This is a genomic window from Citrobacter sp. CK191 (assembly GCF_030333435.1).
Lineage (GTDB): Bacteria > Pseudomonadota > Gammaproteobacteria > Enterobacterales > Enterobacteriaceae > Citrobacter_B > Citrobacter_B koseri.
This window is the reverse complement of the sequence record NZ_JAOWFX010000031.1, coordinates 1,057,045-1,080,561: the sequence shown is the minus strand read 5'-3', so window position 1 is coordinate 1,080,561 and position 23,517 is coordinate 1,057,045. Positions and strand designations below refer to the sequence as shown.

Here is a 23,517-nt window from a genome sequence, read left to right as displayed (position 1 = left end):
ACCTCCTTCGGATTTGCCAGATAACCCGTGGTATCCCCGGTCGGGCGGCTGTTGGCGTTGGGTTTAATCACAATGTTCGGTCTGGTGAAGTGCGCACCCGGCAGCGGCGCAACGGCCGCCAGCGTGCCATGTTTCTTCCGCAGCTCTTCTATCGGGCCAAAGTCCAGCGCGCGCAGCGGGCAGGACTCGACGCAGATCGGTTTTTTGCCGTCGGCAACGCGGTCATGACAGCCGTCGCATTTGGTCATGTGGCCTTTGGCGGCGTTGTACTGCGGCGCACCGTACGGGCAGGCCATATGGCAGTAGCGACAGCCGATGCAGACGTCCTCATCCACCACCACAAAACCGTCCTCGCGTTTGTGCATCGCGCCGCTCGGGCACACTTTCGTGCAGGCCGGGTCTTCGCAGTGGTTGCAGGAAATGGAAAGATAGTAGGCAAAGACGTTCTGGTGCCAGACGCCGTTGTCCTCCTGCCAGTCACCGCCCGCATATTCATAGATGCGGCGGAAGCTGACGTCCGGGGTTAAATCTTTGTAGTCTTTGCAGGCCAGTTCGCAGGTTTTGCAACCGGTGCAACGACTGGAGTCAATAAAAAATCCATATTGGGTTGTCATCGGTTACTCCTTATACCTTCTCAACCTGAACGAGATTGCTGTGAGACGGGTTCCCCTTCGCCAGCGGAGAAGGACGATGTGATGTCAGAATGTTGATGGAACCGCCGTGATCGACCTGGTCGCCAAACATATCCGCCTTGAGCCAGGCGCCTTGTCCGATGGCGGTAACGCCCGGCAAAATGCGCGGCGTGACTTTTGCCGGGATCAGCATCTGCCCGTTATTGTTAAATACGCGCACCGTGTCGCCCTGTTTGATGTTGCGCGCTTTCGCGTCAATGGGGTTAATCCAGATCTCTTGCGGGCACGCTTGCTGCAACACATCAATATTGCCGTAGCTGGAGTGGGTGCGGGCTTTATAGTGGAAGCCGGTCAATTGCAGCGGATAGGTTATTCGGATGGGATCGTCCCAGCCATCAAACCCTGGCGCATAGGCGGGTAGCGGATGAACGATCTCATCGTTTTCCAGCTCCCAAGTGTCGGCGATGGTCGCCAGCCGCTCGGAGTAGATTTCAATCTTCCCTGATGGCGTTTTCAGCGGACTGGAGGCAGGATCTTCGCGGAATGCGCGGAAGGCGACATAGTGTTCCTCCGGGCATTTTTTCTTGAAGATGCCGGTGGTTTTCATCTCTTCGTAGTCCGGCATTTCCGGGTTACGCGCTTTGGTTTTGGCATGCAGGTATTTCACCCACTCATGCTGGGTACGGCCTTCCGTAAATGTCTGGTAGACGTCCGGGCCGAGGCGTCTGGCGATTTCGCTCAGCGTCCAGTAGATCGGCTTTCTTTCAAATTTTGGTGAGGTGGCCGGTTGCCCCAGGATGACATAACCCATGTTGCCTGCGGATTCGTGCGAAATAAGATCTTCCTGTTCCGTTGGCATCAGGTCCGGCAGCAGAATGTCGCAGTATTTGGCGGACGCCGTCATGAAGTGCTCAATCCCGACGATCATTTCGCACTTGCTGTCGTCCTGTAATACGTCATGGGTGTGGGCGATGTTGCCATGCTGGTTAATCAGCGTATTGCTGGCGTAGCACCACATAAATTTGATCGGGACGTCAAGCTTATCTTTACCGCGCACGCCGTCGCGTGTGGCGGTCATTTCCGCGCCATGATCGATGGCGTCTGTCCAGGTAAAAACGGAGATCTGCGTTTTTACCGGGTTATCCAGCATAGAAAACCACTCTACGCCGAGGTCCCAGGTGCCTTCACGCACGCCGGAGTTGCCGCCGTTGATCCCGACGTTGCCGGTCAGGATAGAGAGCATGGCGATCGCGCGTGCAGTCTGTTCGCCATTGGAGTGACGCTGCGGCCCCCAGCCCTGACAGATATACGCCGGTTTTGCCGAGCCGATTTCCCGTGCCAGCTGGATGATTTTTTCCGCCGGGATACTGGTGATATGCGCGGCCCATTCCGGTGTTTTGGCAATACCGTCCGGGCCATCGCCCAGAATATAGGCTTTATAGTGCGCATTACGCGGCGCGCTGGCGGGTAAGGTCGTTTCGTCGTAACCGACGCAGTATTTATCGAGGAAAGGCTTGTCGATCAGATTTTCGGTGATGAGTACCCAAGCGATCCCCGCCGCCAGCGCGGCATCAGTACCGGGACGAATAGGGAGCCATTCATCTTCGCGACCCGCCGCCGTATCGTTATAACGCGGATCGATGACGATCATTCTGGCGTTGGAACGTTCGCGAGCCTGTTCCACATAGTAGGTCACGCCGCCGCCGCTCATGCGCGTTTCTGCCGGGTTGTTGCCGAACATTACCACCAGTTTACTGTTGGCGATGTCATCCGGGCTGTTGCCGTCATTCGTGCCGAACATATAACTCATTGCGGCGCTGATTTGTGCGGTACTGTAGCTGCCGTAACGGCTGAGATAACCGCCGCATGAGTTCATCAGACGATAAGGCACGTTGGAGTTCGTGATGTTCCCGCCATCCACGCCGGTGCCATACAGCACATGTACGGCTTCGTTGCCGTAATCTTTCAGAATACGCTTCAGGTTGTCGCCAATGGTATCCAGCGCTTCATCCCAGCTGATACGTTCAAATTTGCCTTCGCCGCGTTTACCGACGCGTTTCATCGGGTATTTAAGGCGATCCGGGTGATTCATGCGGCGACGGATCGAGCGTCCGCGCAGGCAGGCCCGCACCTGATGATTGCCGTAGACGTCATCGCCGGTGGTGTCGGACTCGACCCAGTACACTGCATCATCTTTCACATGCAGCCGTAGCAGACAGCGGCTCCCGCAGTTGACGGTACAGGAACTCCAGACCGCTTTTTCTTCCACTGGCGCAGGCGAAAGGCCGTCAGCGGCGCGGGCGATTCGGGAGAAAGGAAGCGTGAAGGCGCTACTGGCGAGCGCGAGACCACTAATGGCGGATGTTTTCACCAGACTACGACGGCTGATAGTGGCCGTCATGAGCGCCTCAGGCGTGGTGATTTTCATAGTTACTCACTTTGCTTATTGATTAAAAAAAAGAAACGCGATTTATAAAATTTGTTTTTACAGGACGTTGGTTTGTTCACATGACCGATGGACGTGCGAACACATCCCCCGAAACGCCTGTAATCGTTTCAGGGGATGGGGGTTACACTTTCTCGATTTCGACCAGATTGGTGTGCTGCGGATTTCCTTTCGCCAGCGGAGAGGGGCGCTGCGTCGTTAACGTATTCACGCAGGCGCCATGATCGATGCGATCGCCTGACATATCGGCATCATGCCAGGCGCCCTGGCCCATCGCGCTCACGCCGGGGAGAATGCGTGGCGTGACTTTCGCCGGAATGCGTACTTCGCCGCGATCGTTAAATACCCGCACCATATCCCCGTTGGCGATACCGCGTTTTTGCGCATCCACGGGGTTAATCCAGACTTCCTGACGGCAGGCGGATTTGAGAACATCAATGTTGCCGTAAGAGGAGTGCGTGCGTGATTTATAATGAAAACCAAAGAGTTGCAGTGGGAATACGCTGCGCTTAGGATCGTCCCATCCTTCGAACGTTGAGGCATAAATGGGAAGCGGGCTGATGACGTCGCCTTTTTCCAGCTCCCAGGTTTGGGCGATTTTAGCCAGGCGGCTGGAGTAAATTTCTATCTTGCCGGACGGCGTTTTCAGCGGGTTTGCCTGTGGGTCTTCACGGAATTTTTTATAGGCCACGAAATGGCCGTTGGGATCTTTACGCTTGTAGATCCCCATTTTTTTCAGCTCGTCATAGCCCGGTAACTCCGGGTCTTTAGCCAGCATTTTGGCGTACAGATATTGCAGCCACTGTTCCTGGGTTCGCCCCTCGGTAAACCTCTGGTGCACGTCCGGGCCCAGCCGCTTCGCGACTTCGCTCATTATCCAGTAAATGGGCTTACGCTCGAATTTAGGGGCGGTCGCGGGCTGGATGAAGATTAAATAACCCATATTGCCCGCGTAGTCGTTAGGAATGATGTCTTCCTGTTCGACCGTCATCAGGTCCGGCAACAGAATATCGGCGTATTTCGCGGAAGAGGTCATAAAGTTGTCGATGACCACGATCATTTCGCACTTCGATTCGTCTTGCAGGATCTCGTGTGTTTTATTGATATCCGAATGCTGGTTGGTGATGGTATTGCCCGCGTAATTCCAGATGAACTTGATCGGCACATCCAGCTTTTCTTTACCGCGCACGCCGTCGCGCAGGGCGGTCATTTCCGGGCCGCGGGCAATGGCGTCCGTCCAGGTAAACACGGAGATCTGCGTTTTTACCGGGTTTTCCGGTAACGGCATGCGTTCAATGGTGATGGTATAGGTGGATTCGCGCGCGCCGCTGTTCCCGCCGTGAATACCGACATTGCCCGTCAGAATCGGCAGCATCGCAATCGCGCGTGCGGTGAGTTCACCGTTCGCCTGACGCTGCGGGCCCCAACCCTGACAAATACAGGCCGGTTTAGCCGCGCCAATCTCTCTGGCGAGCTTAATGATGCGATCCGCCGGAATACCGGTAATGCGCGACGCCCACTCAGGCGTTTTGGCCGTGCCGTCTTCGCCCTGGCCCAGAATATAGGCTTTATAGTGGCCATTCGCTGGCGCATCGGCCGGTAGCGTTTTTTCGTCGTAACCCACGCAGTAGTTGTCGAGGAAAGGCTGGTCGACAAGATCTTCGGTGATGAGCACCCAGGCCAGTCCGGCGACCAGCGCGGCATCGGTGCCGGGACGAATAGGTATCCATTCGTCTTCACGTCCTGCCGCGGTATCGGTATAGCGTGGATCGATAACGATCATGCGCGCATTTGAGCGTTCCCTGGCCTGTTCCAGGAACCAGGTAATTCCGCCGCCGCTCATACGGGTTTCTGCCGGGTTATTACCGAACATCACCACCAGTTTGGTGTTTTCGATATCGGAGGTGCTGTTACCCTCGTTCGAACCATAGGTGTAGGGCATGGCCGCCGCGATTTGCGCGGTGCTGTAGGTGCCATAGTGGCTAAGAAAACCGCCGTAACAGTTCATCAGGCGGGCCACCAGAGAGGCATAAGGCGAGGAGCGGGTGATGTTGCCGCCGACGATACCGGAGGTGTAGTTAATGTACACCGCCTCGTTACCGTATTTATCGACCGTGTTTTTCAGGCTGTTGCTGATGGTATCCAGCGCTTCTTCCCAACTGATGCGCTCAAATTTTCCTTCGCCGCGTTTGCCTGTGCGTTTCATCGGGTAGTTGAGGCGATCAGGATGGTTAATTCGCCGACGGATTGAACGTCCGCGCAGGCAGGCGCGCACCTGGTGATTGCCATAGACATCTTCGCCAGTGTTGTCGGTTTCCACCCACCAGACTTCATCATCTTTGACGTGGAGACGCAGGGCGCAGCGGCTACCGCAGTTGACCGAACATGCTCCCCAGACCACTTTGTCTTCAACGGGCTGGATTGCCTGCTGCACGGCAGCCGCAGCGGTACGCATCCCGAAAGGCAAGGAGACCCCTCCGGCAGCGAGCGCCAGCGATCCTATCGCAGTGGATTTCACTAACGTCCTGCGGCTGATGCCTCCCTGTTGTTCAACATCGGACATAATTCACTCCATTATAGTTATCGTTATATAATTATGTTTATAACAAAATTAATAGGATACTAATGAAAGAGTGATTTTAACCCCTTATAGGTAGGGGTTATTAATCCATGTCAAAATTGAGGGAATCTTTCTAAGAGGGAGTAAGAGCCTGGTATATCAGGCTCTTATCTGTTACTGAGGTTCGACAGCATGCCCGTCCTGAGAAGGACTGGTACTGGCAGGAGCGTTTCCGCTGCTGGTGCGGGTATACAAAATTTTATGGGTATCGTTTGCACAGTGGCCTACGACCTGGGAATCGGGCTGATCCGCCTGGTCATTAGGAACAATAGTTAACGTAAAACTGGACTCCGCCACACCATTGTTAATGATACGCTGTTCGATGTCGCTTTTGACTCTTTCACATGACTCCGGCGCCGCCAGTACCTGCGGGGAGGCGACGATGAGCAGACACGCTGCAATTCCTGCTGAGATTTTCATCATTCACTCCTTTTATGAACACGATAATGAAAGCTTAGCATTTCTAGTGTAAACAACTGTATTTGCTAATATGATTGAGAATCATCTCCTTATCCTGGTGAATAACGTGAAGAAACAGACCCTGGTGAGCTTTCTGTGTGTGCTGCTTGTTGGATGTGATAACGCCACTGTTCTGGTCTCCTTTACCCCGGAAATGGCCAGCTTTTCCAATGAGTTCGATTTTGATCCGTTGCGCGGCCCGGTTAAAGATTTCAGCCAGACGTTGATGAACGACAAAGGGGAAGTGACGAAGCGCATCAGCGGAACGCTTTCGCAGGAAGGCTGCTTTGATACGCTGGAACTGCACGATCTGGAAAACAATACCGGGCTGGCGTTGGTACTGGATGCAAACTACTACCGCGATGCCGAGACGATGGAGAAAAGAGTGCGCTTGCAGGGGAAATGTCAGTTGGCGGAGTTGCCCTCGGCAGGCGTGGTCTGGGATACGGACGATAACGGTTTTGTTGTTTCCGCAACGGGAAGAGAGACGAAGGTACAATACCGCTATGATGCGGAAGGGTATCCGTTGGGTAAGACCACCATCAGTAAAGACAAAACGTTATCCATTGATGCAAAACCGTCGGCGGACCCGCTTAAAAAGCTCGACTATACGGCGGTCAGCCTGCTGAACGATCGCCCGTTAGGCAATGTGAAGCAGACGTGTGAATATGATAATTACGCCAATCCGATCAACTGCCAGCTTGTGATCGTTGATGAAAGCGTCGAACCCGCCGTTGCGCGGAGCTATACCATTAAAAATACGATTGATTATTACCCGACTGCGTCTGACACAGCCGGGTAGCGGCTTACTGTGCGGTAGGCTTCAGCAGGCTTGAGCCTGGTGTTTTGTGATCGTCCAGATATTGCTGCTGGAAAATGCACATACGAATGGTGTTGCGGTATTGGCCATTGATAAAGAACTCATGAATCAGTTCACCTTCAACCATAAAACCTAACTTACGGTAAATGTGAATGGCTTTTTCGTTTTCTTTATCAACAATCAGATACAGCTTATAAAGGTTGAGTACGGTGAATCCGTAGTCCATCGCCAGCTTCGCCGCGCGCGAAGCCAGCCCTTTTCCCTGGTATTCCGGCGAGATGATGATTTGAAACTCAGCCCGGCGGTGAACGTGATTAATTTCTACCAGTTCGACCAGACCGGCTTTTTCGCCGTTGCACTCCACGACAAAGCGCCGTTCGCTCTGGTCATGAATGTGCTTATCATACAGGTCAGACAGCTCGACAAACGCTTCGTACGGCTCTTCAAACCAGTAACGCATTACGCTGGCGTTGTTATCAAGCTGGTGGACGAATCGTAAATCTTCGCGCTCCAGCGGGCGCAACTTAACACTGTTGGCGTGGGTCATTTTGTGTCCTTACCGTCTGTCGCTCAACGCACTGTTATGGCGCAACGGTACGGCCAGTACGACGATCCAGGCAACGCAGCGTATTCGGTTCCCAGTACGCGTTAAGGTTGGCGCTCTGCTCGCACTTGTCGCGGTTATCAAACGCGGCGTCGGCTTTGTCCCACTCTTTCTCCGTGCGCGTGTTCACTTTCTGGCGCAGGCTGCGGGTATCATTCCATTGTTCCTTTTCCATGGCTGCGTGTTGGCGGCTTTGCGCGCTGTCTCCAGATTCAATGATCAGTTTGCTGGTATTCGCGAATGCGGAGGTGGTATACACGACAGCACCCAGCGCAAGCATTGCCGTCAGGCACAGGCGTTTGCTAAGTGTATTGTTCATGGTTAATTCCTTTCATGATAGAGGGATAAAACTTGTCTAAATTCTACACCATTCCTGGCGCAGGGCATACCCACCCTGCGGGTATGGATACGAAGGCGCTATTCTGGCGTATCATGCTTAAACCTGACGTAACGCAATGATGATGATGCTAAAAACAACACTTCTTTTTTTCATAACCGCACTGTGCGAAATCGTGGGCTGTTTTCTGCCCTGGCTATGGTTGAAGCGGGGCGCAACGGCCTGGCTGCTGGTTCCGGCGGGAGTCTCACTGGCGTTATTCGTCTGGCTGCTGACGTTGCATCCGGCCGCCAGCGGCCGCGTCTATGCGGCTTATGGCGGGGTCTATGTCTGTACTGCGCTGTTATGGTTACGCTTTGTTGACGGCGTCAGACTCAGTCTTTATGACTGGTCAGGCGCACTGATCGCACTCTGTGGAATGCTGATTATCGTTGCCGGGTGGGGGCGCGCTTAAGCGCCTTATTTTGTGATCGATGAGCGATTTTTTGATCATTATACTTGTATGGTAGTAGTTCAGGTGTGTAAGTTTCCTGCATCGCACAGAAGAGATGTAAGGAACAACAATGAAGATTGTAGGGGCTGAAGTTTTTGTCACATGTCCGGGACGTAACTTTGTCACGCTGAAAATCACCACCGAGGACGGTATCACCGGCCTGGGCGACGCTACCCTGAATGGCCGTGAGCTGTCGGTGGCATCCTATCTGAAAGATCACCTTTGCCCGCAGCTTATTGGCCGCGATGCGCACCGTATCGAAGATATCTGGCAGTTCTTTTATAAAGGCGCCTACTGGCGTCGCGGGCCGGTCACGATGTCTGCTATTTCTGCCGTTGACATGGCGCTGTGGGATATCAAAGCGAAAGCCGCCAACATGCCGCTGTATCAGTTGCTGGGCGGCGCATCCCGCGAAGGCGTGATGGTCTATTGCCACACGACGGGTCACACCATTGATGATGTGCTGGAAGATTATGCGCGTCACAAAGAGATGGGGTTTAAAGCGATTCGCGTGCAGTGCGGCGTGCCGGGTATGAAAACCACCTACGGCATGTCTAAAGGCAAAGGTCTGGCCTACGAACCCGCTACGAAAGGCCAGTGGCCGGAAGAGCAACTCTGGTCAACCGAGAAATACCTCGATTTCACGCCGAAACTGTTTGACGCCGTACGTGCTGAATTTGGTTTTGAAGAGCATTTGCTTCACGACATGCACCACCGCCTGACGCCGATTGAAGCCGCCCGTTTTGGTAAGCGCGTTGAGGATTATCGTCTGTTCTGGATGGAAGACCCGACGCCTGCGGAAAACCAGGAATGCTTCCGTCTGATTCGTCAGCATACGGTGACGCCGATTGCCGTCGGGGAAGTGTTCAACAGCATCTGGGACTGCAAGCAGCTCATTGAGGAGCAACTGATTGACTATATCCGCACCACCATTACCCATGCCGGCGGCATTACGGGGATGCGCCGCATTGCGGATTTTGCCTCGCTTTACCAGGTGCGCACAGGGTCTCATGGGCCTTCTGATTTGTCGCCGGTTTGCATGGCCGCAGCGCTTCACTTTGATCTGTGGGTGCCTAACTTTGGCGTTCAGGAATACATGGGGTACTCCGAACAAATGCTTGATGTCTTCCCGCATAGCTGGACGTTCGATAACGGCTATATGCACCCAGGCGACAAGCCGGGTCTTGGTATTGAGTTTGATGAAAAACTGGCGGCGAAATATCCGTATGACCCTGCGTATTTGCCGGTCGCCCGTCTGGAAGATGGCACGTTGTGGAACTGGTAAGGAGTGATATGACATGAAAAGTATAGTGATTGAAAAACCTGACACGCTGGTTTTAGCGGAGCGTCCTATCCCTGAGCCTGCGGCCGGGGACGTTCGGGTTAAAGTGAAACTGGCGGGGATCTGCGGTTCTGATAGCCATATCTATCGTGGGCATAATCCTTTTGCAAAGTATCCGCGTGTTATCGGGCATGAATTTTTTGGTGTGATTGACGCCGTAGGCGAAGGTGTTAGCCACGCCAGAGTGGGGGAACGCGTATCGGTCGATCCCGTCATCAGTTGCGGGCATTGCTATCCCTGTTCAATAGGCAAGCCCAATGTATGTACCTCGCTGGTTGTTCTGGGCGTACACCGCGACGGCGGATTTAGTGAATATGCGGTCGTTCCGGCGAAAAACGCGTTTACGATCCCGGATGCCATTGCTGATAAGCACGCGGTGATGGTTGAACCTTTCACCATTGCGGCGAACGTCACCGGGCAGGTTAATCCGACAGAGAACGATATTGCGCTGATTTATGGCGCAGGGCCGATGGGACTGACGACGGTTCAGGCGCTGAAGGGCGTTTATAACGTTAAAGAGGTGATTGTTGCCGATCGTATTGATGAACGGCTGGAGATGGCGAAAGAAAGCGGCGCCGACTGGGTTATCAATAATGGACAGCAATCTCTGCAAGATTTCCTGGATGAAAAAGGGTTAAAACCGACGCTGATCGTCGATGCGGCGTGTCATCCGTCCATTTTACAAGAAGCTATCTCGCTGGCGTCGCCCGCCGCGCGCATTGTACTGATGGGGTTCTCCAGCGATCCTTGCCAGATTGTGCAGCAGGGGATTACCGGCAAGGAACTGTCAATTTATTCGTCCCGTTTGAATGCGAATAAATTCCCGGTCGTTATTGGCTGGCTGGAAAAAGGTCTGATCGATCCCGATAAGCTCGTCACGCATACGTTTAATTATCACCATGTCACTGACGCGATTGAATTGTTTGAGAAAGACCAACGGCACTGCTGCAAGGTTTTACTCACATTCTCTGAATAATATTAATAAATGCGAGAGAGTGGTACGCATCTTACCTCTTAGAGATTGCCAATATGACTCAACAAAAACATGAACGGTCAACAAAAGATTTAATCAGAGCCGCCGTATCCGGTTGGCTGGGAACCGCCCTTGAGTTTATGGATTTCCAGTTATATTCTCTGGGCGCTGCATTAGTTTTCCATGAGATATTTTTCCCGGAACAGTCCGCCGCAATGGCGCTTATTCTGGCGATGGGAACCTATGGCGCAGGATATATCGCACGTATTGTCGGCGCGTTTATTTTCGGCAAAATGGGCGACAGTATTGGGCGTAAAAAGGTCTTGTTTATCACTATCACCATGATGGGGATTTGTACAACCCTCATTGGGGTTCTGCCGACCTATGCGCAAATTGGTATATTTGCGCCTGTTTTACTGGTGACGTTACGTATTGTTCAGGGGTTAGGCGCCGGGGCGGAGATCTCCGGGGCGGGAACGATGCTGGCTGAGTATGCGCCTAAAGGGAAACGCGGCATTATTTCCTCGCTTGTCGCAATGGGAACAAACTGCGGTACGCTGAGCGCAACGGCAATCTGGGCAGTGATGTTCTTTGCGCTTGACAGAGAACAGCTTCTGGCCTGGGGATGGCGTATCCCATTCCTGGCGAGCGTTGTTGTCATGATCTTCGCTATCTGGCTGCGTATGAACCTCAAAGAAAGCCCGGTATTTGAAAAGGTCAATGAAAGCGAAAATGCGCCGGCGTTAAATAACGCATCAGAAAACACATTGGGTGCCATGTTTAGCAGTAAATCCTTCTGGCTGGCAACCGGTTTACGTTTCGGTCAGGCGGGCAATTCTGGGTTAATTCAGACATTCCTTGCAGGATATTTAGTGCAGACGTTATTATTCAATAAGGCGATTCCTACCGACGCGTTAATGATTAGCTCTGTTATTGGTTTTATTACTATTCCACTTTTGGGATGGTTATCTGATAAATATGGTCGTCGTCTGCCTTATATTTTATTGAATATATCTGCGATTATTCTTGCGTACCCGATGTTGTCTATCATCGTGGATAAAACCTATAGCCCCGGCGTGATTATGACCGCGCTTATTGTTATTCATAACTTCGCCGTGTTGGGTCTCTTCGCGCTGGAAAACATTACGATGGCCGAGATGTTTGGTTCGCGTAATCGCTTTACCCGGATGGCGATTTCAAAAGAAGCCGGTGGATTAGTCGCCGTTGGATTTGGTCCTGTACTGGCAGGTATTTTCTGTAATATGACCGATTCCTGGTTGCCTATATTAGCGATGATCATTGCCTATTCTCTTATCGGCTTAATTTCAGCGTTTTTGATGCCGGAAGTGAAAGATCGCGATCTGAGCGTGCTGGAGGATGCAGCGGACCTAAAGGCGGCAAGTAGCGTTCAGGGTTCGGCAACGCAGGTAGGGTAACGTCGCACAGGGCATGACCGGAATGGACAGGGAATGTTGAATTTCGGTCATGTTGTCACATAACTTTAAAATGATGTCATACCAATTGCAAAAAGCTTAATTCAAATCAAATCATACAACCCTACAGGCGCTACTCTGAGACAGTCCTGAATTCATTCATACAATAGGTCATACCATGCAAAACAAGCTCTTAACGGCTAAGGCTTCGCTTCCTCATTACGATCGCGCCAGACTGGTTCCTCGCATTGTGCATTTGGGCTTTGGCGCATTCCATCGCGCGCATCAGGGTGTCTACGCGGATATCCTCGCGGCGGAACACAACAGCGACTGGGGATATTGTGAAGTCAACCTGATTGGCGGCGAGCAGCAGATTGCCGACCTGAAACAGCAAGACAACCTGTATACCGTGGCGGAAATGTCAGCGGATGCCTGGACCGCAAGGGTTGTTGGGGTGGTAAAAAACGCGCTGCACGCGCAGGTTGACGGTCTGGAAACCGTCCTGGCTGCCATGTGCGAGCCGCAGGTGGCGATTGTTTCCCTGACGATTACAGAAAAAGGGTACTGCCACTCTCCGGCGACCGGTCAGTTGATGCTGGATCACCCGATGATCGCCGCCGATCTGCAAAACCCGCAGCAGCCGAAATCCGCGCCTGGCGTGGTGGTGGAAGCGCTGGCGCGTCGTAAAGCGGCTGGCCTGGCGCCATTTACCGTGATGTCCTGCGATAACATGCCTGAAAATGGACACGTCATGCGCAATGTAGTTACTGCCTATGCCCGTGCGGTAGATGCAGAGCTGGCCGCGTGGATTGAGCAACATGTGACGTTCCCGTCCACGATGGTTGATCGTATTGTACCGGCGGTGACGGCTGACACGCTGGATAAGATCGAACAGTTAACCGGCGTACGCGATCCTGCGGGTGTGGCGTGTGAACCGTTCCGCCAGTGGGTGATTGAGGATAATTTTGTCGCGGGTCGCCCTGAATGGGAAAAAGCGGGCGCTGAACTGGTAGCAGATGTTATCCCGTTCGAAGAGATGAAACTGCGTATGCTTAATGGCAGTCACTCATTCCTGGCGTACCTCGGGTATCTGGCGGGCTATCAGCACATTAATGACTGCATGGAAGATGAGAATTACCGCCTGGCCGCGCATGCGTTGATGTTGCAGGAACAGGCGCCGACGCTGAAAGTGAAGGGGGTGGATCTGAAGCGTTATGCCGATTTGCTGATCGCGCGCTACAGCAACCCGGCGTTGCGTCACCGTACCTGGCAGATTGCGATGGACGGTAGCCAGAAACTGCCGCAGCGTATGCTGGACTCCGTTCGCTGGCATATCGCGCATAACAGCCGTTTCGACCTGCTGGCCTTAGGCGTGGCGGGCTGGATGCGTTACGTTGGCGGCGTTGATGAGCAGGGGAATCCGATTGAAATTAGCGATCCGCTGCTGCCGGTTATTCAGCAAGCGGTTCAGGGCAGTGAAGAAGGGGAAAGTCGCGTTCAGGCGCTGCTGGCCATTGATGCGATTTTTGGTAATGAATTGCCGCACGTTGAGCTGTTTAAGAATAAGGTGAAAGAAGCGTATCTGTCGCTGCTTGCCAACGGCGCGAAAGCAACCGTTGCAAAATATGCGGCGAATATCGCATCAGCGTAATCTCTGCATGGTTGTAGGCCGGATAAGGCCTGCAACGTTCAACATCATTGACTATTGTAGGCCGGATAAGGCGGTTACGCCGCCATCCGGCTTGTTTGTCAGCGGGATTACTCTTCGCTGAACCAGTCGCTGTTTTCCTGGCGGATAAGCTGAACGGACTCGCCAATCTCCTGTAGATGCACAGTCATTGCGCGTTCCACTGCGTCGGCGTCATGCTTTTCCAGGGCGGCAAAAATATCATGATGCTGGCGCAGCAACATTTCAGGCGGCGACACATGATCCAGACTCATATAACGCACGCGGTCGATAGTGGCTTTAATATTTTCAACCGTATCCCACGCCAGCTGGCAATCGGCAATTAATGCCAGCTTCTGGTGAAATTCATCATCAAGCTGGAAGAAATCGTTGAGCTGCTTGCGGTCAATGGCGATCCGCTGCTGGTGAAGGTTCTGCTCCAGCTGATAGCACTGGCTGTCGGTGATCATCAACGCCGCGCGACGAACGACCGCACATTCGATGGCCTGTCGGACAAAACACCCATTCTGCACCTGCGATAATGAAATCTTATTCACATAGCTGCCGCGCTGAGGGCGGATTTGAATCAAACCGTTTTCCGCCAGCTTAATAAACGCTTCACGTACAGGCTGGCGCGACACGTTAAAGCGCACGGAAACCTCTTTCTCGGAAAGCGGTGTGCCTGGCGCAATCAGACAGTGCACGATGTCACGTCGGAGAATGCGGTAAATTTGCTGATTTACAGGCTGCGTAGGATTGAGTTGGGTTTCAACGGTCATTCGTTCTTACTTTTTAGAGAGTTAACCAGAATACTCTACCACTTTTTTGTCACTATCTATACCCGACCCGCAGGCCGGGTATAAAAATTAACCCCGATGAACGCTCAGTCCGGCAAAAGACTGCGTAACCGGCATCATTTCCAGCGTATTAATGTTCACATGCGCAGGCAGATTAGCGACCCACCATACCGCTTCTGTGACATCATCCGGCGTGAGCGCGGTTGTGTTCTCGTAGGTTTTACCCGCTTTGTCGTCATCGCCTTTAAAGCGGACGTTAGAAAACTCCGTGCCGCCGACCAGACCGGGTTCAATATCGGTAACGCGTACTGCCGTACCGTGTAAATCCGTGCGCAGATTCAGACTGAACTGGCGCACAAACGCTTTGGTTGCGCCATATACGTTGCCACCCGCGTATGGCCAGCTACCTGCGGTAGAGCCAATATTGATGATGTGGCCGCGATTGCGCTCCACCATGCCAGGCAGAACCGCGCGGGTCATGTAAATAAGACCTTTGTTGTTCGTGTCGATCATGGTTTCCCAGTCTTCCACGCTGGCTTTATGCGCGGGCTCAAGCCCCAGCGCCAGCCCGGCGTTGTTGACCAGCACATCAATGTTGCGCCACTCTGCGGGTAATGACGCCAGCATATCTTCAATGGATGCACGGTTACGCACATCTAAACGAGCGATAAACAGATTGTCGCCCAGCTCATCTTTCAATTCTTGCAGGCGTTCCTGGCGACGGCCAGTGGCAATCACTTTGTGTCCATTCTCAATAAAACGACGTGTAATGCATTCGCCGAAACCTGCGGTCGCACCGGTGACTAAAACGATCATCTCACTGTTCCTCAACGCTTTTTGTGTTGTATTACCATAGCACGCCATCTCTGTTCAGGGGTAATCCTCGTTAATGGGATTGCGGTCATTTCAAGGGAGACCTACTCTAATGAACAAATCGTTTGCAGGAGTGAAAAATGTCGTTAACGAATCCATTCTTTAGCCAGAGCGTATTGCCTTACCAGGCCCCGCGTTTTGATCTGATTGAAGACCGCCATTACCGCCCGGCGTTTGACGAAGGGATGCGGCAAAAGCGCGCTGAAATTGATGCGATTGTCCAAAACCCGCAAGCGCCTGATTTTGAGAACACGTATCTGGCGCTGGAGCAAAGCGGCGCGTTGCTCACCCGTGTGACAAGCGTGTTTTTCGCCATGACAGCGGCGCATACCAATGACGAATTACAGCGCCTTGATGAAGCCTTTTCCGCTGAACTGGCGGCGCTGGCAAATGATATTTATCTCAACAGTACGCTCTTTGCGCGTGTGGATGCGGTCTGGCGACAGCGGGAGACGCTGGCGCTGGATGCCGAGTCGTTGCGTCTTGTGGAGATTATCCACCAGCGTTTTGTACTTTCCGGCGCGCAGCTTGGCGATGACGATAAAGCGCAGCTCAGGAGCCTGAATACCGAATCCGCCACGCTGACCAGCCAGTTTAATCAGCGGCTATTGGCGGCGAATAAATCCGGTGGGATGGTGGTTGATTATCGCCATCAACTGGACGGATTGAGTCAGGAGGAGGTCGCTCTTGCCGCTGATGCCGCCAGGGAAAAAGGGCTGGCGGATCGCTGGCTTATTCCGCTTCTCAATACCACACAACAACCGACACTGGCCGTTTTACGCGATCGCCAGACCCGTGAAAATCTGTTCAACGCCGCATGGACTCGTGCGGAAAAGAACGACGCCAACGACACGCGTGCGATTGTTCAGCGTCTGGTGGACATCCGTACACGGCAGGCAACATTACTCGGGTTTGCCAGTTATGCCGCCTGGAAAACCGCCGATCAGATGGCGAAAACGCCTGACGCGGCGCTCGCTTTTATGCGCGCCATTGTTCCGGCCGCGCGTCAGCGCGCGCTGGATGAGCAGGCTGAGATCCAGAAAGTGATCGATGATGAGCAGGGAGGATTCACGACCCAGGCGTGGGACTGGGCGTACTATGCTGAGCAGGTACGCCGTGGAAAATACGCGCTGGATGAAGCGCAGCTCAAACCATACTTTGCGTTAGATACGGTACTGAACGACGGCGTGTTCTGGACGGCAAACCAGCTGTTCGGCATTAAGTTTATCGAGCGCTTTGATATCCCGGTTTACCATCCTGATGTGCGCGTCTGGGAAATTTTCGATCATGATGGCGTCGGTCTGGCGTTGTTTTATGGTGATTTCTTTGCCCGCGAGTCAAAAAGCGGCGGCGCATGGATGGGCAATTTTATTGAACAATCCACGCTTAACGAAACCAGACCGGTTATCTACAACGTCTGTAATTACCAGAAGCCAGCGGCAGGGCAGCCCGCATTGTTGCTTTGGGATGATGTGATCACCTTGTTCCATGAATTTGGTCATACGCTGCACGGCCTGTTTGCGACACAGCGCTATGCGACGCTGTCGGGGACGAACACCCCGCGCGATTTTGTCGAATTTCCTTCGCAGATTAATGAGCACTGGGCGAGTCATCCGCAGGTGTTCGAACGCTATGCGCGCCACGTCGGGACGGGTGAAAAAATGCCTGAAGCGTTGCAGGAAAAAATGCGGCGGGCAAGCCTGTTTAACAAAGGCTATGACATGACGGAACTGCTCAGCGCCGCATTGCTGGATATGCGCTGGCACAGTCTTGAAACCTTTTCGGCATCGCAGTCGGTCGATCTCTTTGAACAGCAGGCGCTGGCGGCGGAAGAACTCGATCTTCCGGCAGTGCCGCCGCGCTACCGGAGCAGCTATTTCGCCCATATTTTCGGTGGCGGGTATGCGGCAGGTTATTACGCCTATTTGTGGACGCAAATGTTGGCGGACGACGGCTACCAGTGGTTTGTTGAACAGGGAGGGTTAACGCGTGAGAACGGACAGCGTTTCCGTGATGCCATCTTGTCACGCGGCAACAGTACGGATCTGGAACGTCTCTACCCGGCGTGGCGGGGTCATGAACCGCGTATCGAACCCATGTTAAAACACCGGGGTTTAGACCGCTAAGCGCAAGGGCGCTGCCTGAATGTTTATCAGGCAACGCTCTGATTTTTTATCAATGTTAAGTAAGCTGCCGGGATACTGGTGTACAATGCGGGCTTCTTTTTATCCGGGGCCCCTGTTTTCATGTATTCGTATTCTCTTCCGCTTTTCTCTTTGTTTGAGAAAAACCCTGTTGTGTCTGTGAATCAGAACTGATGCGAACAATGAAAATTAAACACCAGATGCTCTGCGTATCCTTATTTGCGCTCATCGGGTGTGGCAACAGCACGCTTTCACAGCTGGATATGCCTGCGCAAAAAAGCGCGCAAGTTGTGGTGGGATACTACGGACGCGGTATTGATCCGATGATTCGGCAATATATGCGGGAAAAAGAGGTGACTGGCGTCGTTGTTGCTGTTATTCAGAATAATGGCCCGGCAGAATTTCACAGTTACGGGATAACCGATGATAAAAATCGTTATCCCATCACGCCAGATACGCTGTTCGCTTTAGGCTCGCTGAGTAAAGGCGTGACGGCAGAAGTGACGACGATGCTGGTGGATGAAGGGGTGTTTAACTGGACGGATACACTGGAAACGTTGCTTCCACAGAATACGCCTTTAAGCCCTGACGCCAAAAATATTACGCTCCTCCAGTTGGTGACTCACACTTCCGGTTTGCCCCGGCAGCCTATGGATTTGCTGACGCTGGAAAACTTAATGCGCTATTTCAGTAACGGCGAGAACTTTTATACGCAGCTGGACAGCGACGCCGTGCTGGGTTATCTCAGTGATTTTACTGCGCCGGACGCGCGCGTTCCGCAGTATTCCAACATCGGCTACGCCATCCTGGGGTATATTTTGCAGCGCAGAACGGGAGAGCCGATCCAGGCGCTGGCGCAACGCATGATATTTGAACCGCTGGCGATGACAAACAGCAGTTATACGCCCACCTTATTGAAGGCATACCCGCGAAGAGCGCTGGGCCATGCTGGCGATCAGCCTAAGCTCATTACCCGTGGCCATCTGACGCCAGACTGGGTTTTTAACAAAAATATGATGGGGGCGGCCAGTTTATACAGTAGCGCCCGCGATCTGGCTAATTATGCCCGCGCGCATTTTACATCCACAACCGTTTCGGCCATCGATCGGGCTTTTGCTGAAGCCACACAGACTTATTATTATCGACAGAAAGAAGCAGCGAATATTGCGTGGGTGAGTGATGAGTTTTCTGCGCAAAAGATCACCTATCAGGTCGGATATATTGGTGGGTATTCCAGCTATATTGGGTTTGATAAAAGAAATCGCAACGCGGTAGTGGTTTTGCAAAATAGTTTCAACTGGAGTAATTATATCGGTCAGACGATCCTGACTCGCCTGGCGCAGCAGAGGAAGGGCGATTAAAGATGTTAAATGCATTGCAAATATTCCAGGATTATTCACTTTTTTCCTTTATTACCACTTTAAAATCATAGCGTTATAGATTCTCCATTTCCTGGTTCGGCCTTCTATTAATAAATTGACATAAATTTGCTTTTGTACCGCTAGACTACGGTACATCAAGGATGTATGCCCAAGGAGCGGCAATGATTAAAAAAACGATAGAAATCGATACCATCTTGTTAGATCTGAACCAGTCTATTGATGCCCACTATCAGTGGCTGGTGAAAATGTTTCGTTGCACAGTGTCTGGCGATGTCAATCAACCCGATATTTTCGATATCAACTCTCACTGTCTGTGTCAGTTCAGCCAATGGCTAAATAATCATCCGGTACACGAACCTGAAGAAAAGGGCTTTGTTATCAAGATTATTATTGCTCATGAACACATGCATACACGAGGTCGGGAATTACTGCGGGCGATCGCGGAAAAACGTTCAGAAGATCACCATTTTGACAGTTTTCAGGAAGCGTTATTAGCATTTACCTCGGCGGTGATGGACTACAAAATATATCTGCTCAATATTCGCAGCAATATGGATATATTAACCGGATTACCCGGGCGCAGAGTCCTTGATGAATCTTTCGATCGTCAGCTTATTGATGCGCAACCGCTTAATTTATATTTGCTGCTTTTTGATATTGACCGCTTTAAATTGGTCAATGACAACTATGGTCATCTGGTCGGTGATAGCGTGCTGCGCACCCTGGCGTCGAATTTATCCGTCTGGACGCGCTACGATGAAACGCCTTACCGCTATGGCGGGGAGGAGTTTGTGATTATCATCCGTACAAAAACGGATGAACAGGCCTGTCGGGCAGGGTTACGTATCTGCCAGCTAGTGGCGGATAATCCGATTAACTACCCTGATGGAGAACTTTCGATAACGGTAACTGCGGGCATTACCCAGGCGCAGCAGGGAGAACCGCTGGATGTCGTCATCGGACGCGCAGACAGGGCAATGTACCGGGGTAAACAAACCGGAAGGAATCGCTGCATGTTTATGGACAAAGATCAGCAAATCACGCGTGTGTAGCATGAGCCGAACGGCACGCTCTTTACATAACCGGTTATTCACTGACATAAGTGTGCAAAGGGATGGAAACGCGAAACACCGGTTTTGCTGGTTTAGTTCTATGTTGTTTAACCTTCATTGATATTGCCTGTGTCAGGATGGTCAATGATCCGTTATCTGCGCAGGGAATTGCCTGATAACGCATAAGGTAAAAACACAAATCTATCCATGCAAGCATTCACCGCTGGTTTATCCGGCGGTTTTTTTTGTCTGTCTGTCTGCCGGGCGGGTAAAAAAATGGCCCCTTGTGCAGTTACGCTACAAGGGGCCTTGTCGGTGAGGAGCTATCTCCGTTCATTAATCATCCCATTTATGACTGAAATACGCGGCCAGAAAACCAGAAAATAAAATAATTCCCAGAACGGCCATGAAAACGTTCATATTACCCAGCATATAATGCCTCCTTTTATTTGTGTGTTTCCTCTCTTACCTTAATTCACCTCATGAGCACCCATAGTAGCAGATTAAATCTAAACAAATGCTGAATTAGGTGATTATTTCAACGTTAACGTCAGGATTTTTCCGGTATGGGATTTCAGACTATGAAAAAGCGTCACAAAACGATGAGGCAATGTGAATTTATTTCAAGGGTGATGAATTTTTCTCGGTTGTCAGTGAGCAGGTTGCATGTCATTTTTAGACGCATAGCCATCCAGAAGTCTAATCTTCAAATAATAAATTATCACGTCAGGCAACTAACGCCGGGTGAATGAGGAGATCACATGCAAAAACAACAGGCCCCGTTTCGCGCAGACATCGTCGGCAGTTTTTTACGCCCGGACACGATCAAACAAGCTCGTTTGCAATTCGCACGCGGCGAGATAACGGCGCAACAATTGCGCGCGGTAGAAGATGACGCTATCCGCACCGTTGTGGAGCAGCAGTGTGCCTGCGGGCTGCATGTCGTCACGGATGGCGAGTTTCGCCGCGCCTGGTGGCATTTTGATTTCTTCGATGGACTGCAAGGCGTTGAACGCTATGACGCTGAGAAGGGGATCCAGTTTAATGGCGTGCAGACAAAAGCGCACGGCGTGCGCGTTACCGGAAAACTGGGATTTGGCGATCACCCTATGCTGGAAGACTTCCGCTATCTGAAAAGCATTAGCGGCGCAGCCGAGCCCAAAATGACCATTCCATCCCCCAGCGTGCTGCATTTCCGTGGCGGGCGCAAAGATATCGATGCTACCGTTTATCCGCATCTGGACGCTTATTTCGATGATTTAGCTACCACCTGGCGCGATGCGATTCATGCTTTTTATGAAGCTGGCTGTCGTTATCTGCAATTGGATGACACCGTCTGGGCTTACTTGTGCTCCGACCAGCAACGTCAGCAGATTCGTGAGCGGGGTGACGATCCTGACGAACTGGCGCAGATTTATGCCCGCGTGATTAACCGTGCGCTGGAGGATAAACCAGCCGATCTGACGGTCGGGCTGCATGTTTGCAGGGGAAATTTCCGTTCGACGTGGATCTCTGAAGGGGGCTATGAACCGGTGGCGGAAGTGTTGTTCGGCACGGTGAACGTTGATGCGTTTTTCCTGGAATATGATAACGATCGCTCCGGTGATTTCGCGCCGCTGCGCTTTGTTCGGCCCGGACGTCAGCAGGTGGTTCTGGGTCTGGTGACCACGAAAAACGGCGAGCTGGAAAACCCGGAAGGGGTGAAAGCCCGCTTGCAGGAGGCAGAGCGCTATGTCGTAAAAGAGCAGATCTGCCTTAGCCCACAGTGCGGATTTGCCTCCACGGAAGAGGGGAATACGCTGACGGAGGCCCAGCAATGGGGCAAAGTACGCCTCATCACCGAAATCGCCAGTCAGGTCTGGTAAGTTGCCTCTCTTTATTACACAGCGTTGCACATTCGTAATGCAACGCTGTTTCATTCTGGATCATTTTCCTCGTTGTATTTCCCGCCTTGTGGTTTCCGATTTTCTTGTTTCAGCCCTGTTGCCGGTTAATAAATTGATATTTATAGACATTTAAAAATCTGGCACCGATTTTGCCTTATCACTTCTGAACATCCTTAATTTGCACCATTTGCCCGTCCGGTTGCACCGGGACTTCCAGCAAGCTTAATTTCAGGAGTGAAACTATGCAGCGTCGTACATTATTAAAAGCCTTTGCACTGTCCGCCTCGGTAGTTGCGATGGGGCTGAGCTTTAGCGTTCAGGCGGCCGATACGATTAAGGTCGGCATCATGCATTCGCTATCCGGCACGATGGCCATTTCGGAAACCCCGCTTAAAGATATGGCGTTGATGACGATTGATGAGATCAATGCTAAAGGCGGCGTGCTGGGCAAAAAGCTGGAACCGGTGGTGGTTGACCCGGCCTCAAACTGGCCGCTGTTTGCAGAGAAAGCGCGTCAGCTGCTGAGCCAGGATAAAGTCGCGGTCGTGTTTGGCTGCTGGACGTCGGTATCGCGTAAATCGGTGTTGCCGGTATTTGAAGAGTTAAACGGGCTGCTGTTTTACCCTGTGCAATACGAAGGGGAAGAGTTATCGCCGAATGTTTTCTATACCGGCGCAGCGCCAAATCAGCAGGCTATTCCGGCTGTCGAGTATCTGATGAGTGAAGACGGTGGCAGCGCGAAACGCTTTTTCCTGCTGGGAACCGATTATGTCTATCCTCGTACCACCAATAAGATCCTTCGCGCCTGGCTGCATGCCAAAGGCGTCGAGGATAAAGATATTGAAGAGGTGTATACCCCGTTCGGACACAGCGATTACCAGACTATCGTCGCCAATATCAAAAAATTCTCTGCGGGCGGCAAAACGGCGGTGGTCTCTACCATTAACGGCGACTCAAATGTTCCGTTCTACAAAGAGCTGGCGAATCAGGGGATAAAAGCGACAGACGTGCCGGTCGTGGCATTCTCGGTCGGTGAAGAGGAGTTGCGCGGTATCGATACCAGACCGCTGGTGGGCAACCTGGCGGCGTGGAACTATTTTGAATCTGTCGACAACCCCACTAACCAGAAATTCGTTGCGGATTACCGGGCATACGCCAAAGCGCATAAGCTGCCGAATGCCGACACCGTCGTGACCAACGATCCGATGGAAGCGACCTATGTGGGCCTGCATATGTGGGCGCAGGCAGTAGAAAAAGCCGGTACGACCGACGTCGATAAAGTCCGCGAGGCGATGGCGGGGCAATCCTTCGCTGCGCCGTCTGGCTTCACCCTGACGATGGACGCCACCAACCACCATCTGCATAAACCCGTCATGATTGGCGAAATTGAAGATAACGGCCAGTTCAATGTGGTATGGCAAACCGACGAACCGGTTCGCGCCCAGCCCTGGAGCCCGTTTATCGCCGGTAACGATAAAAAATCAGACCAGCCTGTTAAAACCGCCAGCAACTGATCTTTTGCCCTCCTGCGGGAGGGCACATTCTGGAGAACACTTTC

20 protein-coding genes are annotated in these 23,517 nt (G+C 52.2%); 11 read left to right on the top strand and 9 right to left on the bottom strand.

Features of this window, described 5'->3' with window-relative positions; all coding sequences use genetic code 11:
• The 4 genes from OGV82_RS16730 to OGV82_RS16715 form a co-directional block, all read right to left on the bottom strand.
• Positions 1-614: dimethylsulfoxide reductase iron-sulfur subunit DmsB (locus OGV82_RS16730; RefSeq protein WP_012132456.1), on the bottom strand; the 614-nt coding region annotated here is incomplete at its 3' end.
• Positions 615-624: 10 nt separating this feature from the next.
• Positions 625-3,060 carry a selenate/tellurate reductase subunit YnfF gene (ynfF, locus tag OGV82_RS16725; protein ID WP_047457179.1) on the bottom strand — a complete coding sequence of 812 codons (2,436 nt, stop codon included), beginning with the start codon at positions 3,058-3,060 and terminating at the stop codon, positions 625-627.
• 142 nt (positions 3,061-3,202) lie between these two features.
• Entirely contained in the window at positions 3,203-5,641 is a 2,439-nt protein-coding gene (gene ynfE / locus OGV82_RS16720) for a selenate/tellurate reductase subunit YnfE (protein ID WP_348772802.1), read from the bottom strand.
• A gap of 171 nt (positions 5,642-5,812) precedes the next feature.
• Positions 5,813-6,121 (bottom strand): DUF1161 domain-containing protein, encoded by a 309-nt coding sequence (locus OGV82_RS16715; RefSeq protein WP_012132453.1) that lies wholly within the window; start codon positions 6,119-6,121, stop codon positions 5,813-5,815.
• A 103-nt stretch (positions 6,122-6,224) separates the two neighbouring features.
• On the opposite strand from OGV82_RS16715, the gene OGV82_RS16710 reads away from it, so the two are divergent.
• The gene (locus tag OGV82_RS16710; protein WP_080750371.1) at positions 6,225-6,959 is read left to right on the top strand and encodes a YnfC family lipoprotein; all 735 of its coding nucleotides are present in this window, start codon (positions 6,225-6,227) and stop codon (positions 6,957-6,959) included.
• Positions 6,960-6,963: 4 nt separating this feature from the next.
• Here OGV82_RS16710 and speG read toward each other — a convergent pair whose 3' ends face one another.
• Both speG and OGV82_RS16700 read right to left on the bottom strand, forming a co-directional pair.
• Positions 6,964-7,524: a spermidine N1-acetyltransferase gene (gene speG, locus OGV82_RS16705; RefSeq protein ID WP_012132451.1), complete on the bottom strand. Its 561-nt coding sequence runs from the start codon at positions 7,522-7,524 to the stop codon at positions 6,964-6,966.
• Between the two features lie 34 nt (positions 7,525-7,558).
• Positions 7,559-7,900 carry a DUF1283 family protein gene (locus OGV82_RS16700; RefSeq protein WP_012132450.1) on the bottom strand — a complete coding sequence of 114 codons (342 nt, stop codon included), beginning with the start codon at positions 7,898-7,900 and terminating at the stop codon, positions 7,559-7,561.
• 145 nt (positions 7,901-8,045) lie between these two features.
• On the opposite strand from OGV82_RS16700, the gene OGV82_RS16695 reads away from it, so the two are divergent.
• The 5 genes from OGV82_RS16695 to OGV82_RS16675 all read left to right on the top strand — a co-directional run bounded on the left by OGV82_RS16695 (position 8,046) and on the right by OGV82_RS16675 (position 13,810).
• The gene (locus OGV82_RS16695; protein WP_047463685.1) at positions 8,046-8,372 is read left to right on the top strand and encodes a YnfA family protein; all 327 of its coding nucleotides are present in this window, start codon (positions 8,046-8,048) and stop codon (positions 8,370-8,372) included.
• 109 nt (positions 8,373-8,481) lie between these two features.
• Positions 8,482-9,696, top strand: coding sequence for a starvation-sensing protein RspA (rspA, locus tag OGV82_RS16690; protein ID WP_012132448.1), 1,215 nt, complete (start codon positions 8,482-8,484; stop codon positions 9,694-9,696).
• A gap of 13 nt (positions 9,697-9,709) precedes the next feature.
• Positions 9,710-10,729: a Zn-dependent oxidoreductase gene (locus OGV82_RS16685; protein ID WP_012132447.1), complete on the top strand. Its 1,020-nt coding sequence runs from the start codon at positions 9,710-9,712 to the stop codon at positions 10,727-10,729.
• Between the two features lie 53 nt (positions 10,730-10,782).
• Positions 10,783-12,162 (top strand): MFS transporter, encoded by a 1,380-nt coding sequence (locus OGV82_RS16680; protein ID WP_047457169.1) that lies wholly within the window; start codon positions 10,783-10,785, stop codon positions 12,160-12,162.
• Between the two features lie 175 nt (positions 12,163-12,337).
• Positions 12,338-13,810, top strand: coding sequence for a mannitol dehydrogenase family protein (locus OGV82_RS16675; protein WP_047457165.1), 1,473 nt, complete (start codon positions 12,338-12,340; stop codon positions 13,808-13,810).
• Between the two features lie 107 nt (positions 13,811-13,917).
• Here the strand turns inward: OGV82_RS16675 and OGV82_RS16670 are convergent, their stop codons facing one another.
• The gene (locus OGV82_RS16670; RefSeq protein WP_012132443.1) at positions 13,918-14,604 is read right to left on the bottom strand and encodes a GntR family transcriptional regulator; all 687 of its coding nucleotides are present in this window, start codon (positions 14,602-14,604) and stop codon (positions 13,918-13,920) included.
• Positions 14,605-14,691: 87 nt separating this feature from the next.
• Positions 14,692-15,438: a bifunctional NADP-dependent 3-hydroxy acid dehydrogenase/3-hydroxypropionate dehydrogenase YdfG gene (gene ydfG, locus OGV82_RS16665; protein WP_024130344.1), complete on the bottom strand. Its 747-nt coding sequence runs from the start codon at positions 15,436-15,438 to the stop codon at positions 14,692-14,694.
• Positions 15,439-15,575: 137 nt separating this feature from the next.
• On the opposite strand from ydfG, the gene dcp reads away from it, so the two are divergent.
• From dcp to OGV82_RS16650, 3 genes are all read left to right on the top strand, one after another.
• Complete coding sequence (gene dcp, locus OGV82_RS16660) at positions 15,576-17,621, top strand: peptidyl-dipeptidase Dcp (protein ID WP_047457161.1); 2,046 nt, start codon at positions 15,576-15,578, stop codon at positions 17,619-17,621.
• Positions 17,622-17,821: 200 nt separating this feature from the next.
• Positions 17,822-19,000 carry a serine hydrolase domain-containing protein gene (locus OGV82_RS16655; RefSeq protein ID WP_052194391.1) on the top strand — a complete coding sequence of 393 codons (1,179 nt, stop codon included), beginning with the start codon at positions 17,822-17,824 and terminating at the stop codon, positions 18,998-19,000.
• Between the two features lie 182 nt (positions 19,001-19,182).
• Positions 19,183-20,073: a diguanylate cyclase gene (locus OGV82_RS16650; RefSeq protein ID WP_047457159.1), complete on the top strand. Its 891-nt coding sequence runs from the start codon at positions 19,183-19,185 to the stop codon at positions 20,071-20,073.
• A gap of 336 nt (positions 20,074-20,409) precedes the next feature.
• Here OGV82_RS16650 and mgtS read toward each other — a convergent pair whose 3' ends face one another.
• Positions 20,410-20,505, bottom strand: coding sequence for a protein MgtS (gene mgtS / locus OGV82_RS16645; protein WP_000901367.1), 96 nt, complete (start codon positions 20,503-20,505; stop codon positions 20,410-20,412).
• 329 nt (positions 20,506-20,834) lie between these two features.
• Between mgtS and OGV82_RS16640 the strand changes: the two genes are divergently transcribed.
• Positions 20,835-21,938 (top strand): cobalamin-independent methionine synthase II family protein, encoded by a 1,104-nt coding sequence (locus OGV82_RS16640; protein WP_047457155.1) that lies wholly within the window; start codon positions 20,835-20,837, stop codon positions 21,936-21,938.
• A 263-nt stretch (positions 21,939-22,201) separates the two neighbouring features.
• Positions 22,202-23,473, top strand: coding sequence for an urea ABC transporter substrate-binding protein (gene urtA, locus OGV82_RS16635; protein WP_012132435.1), 1,272 nt, complete (start codon positions 22,202-22,204; stop codon positions 23,471-23,473).
• Positions 23,474-23,517 lie beyond the last annotated feature (44 nt).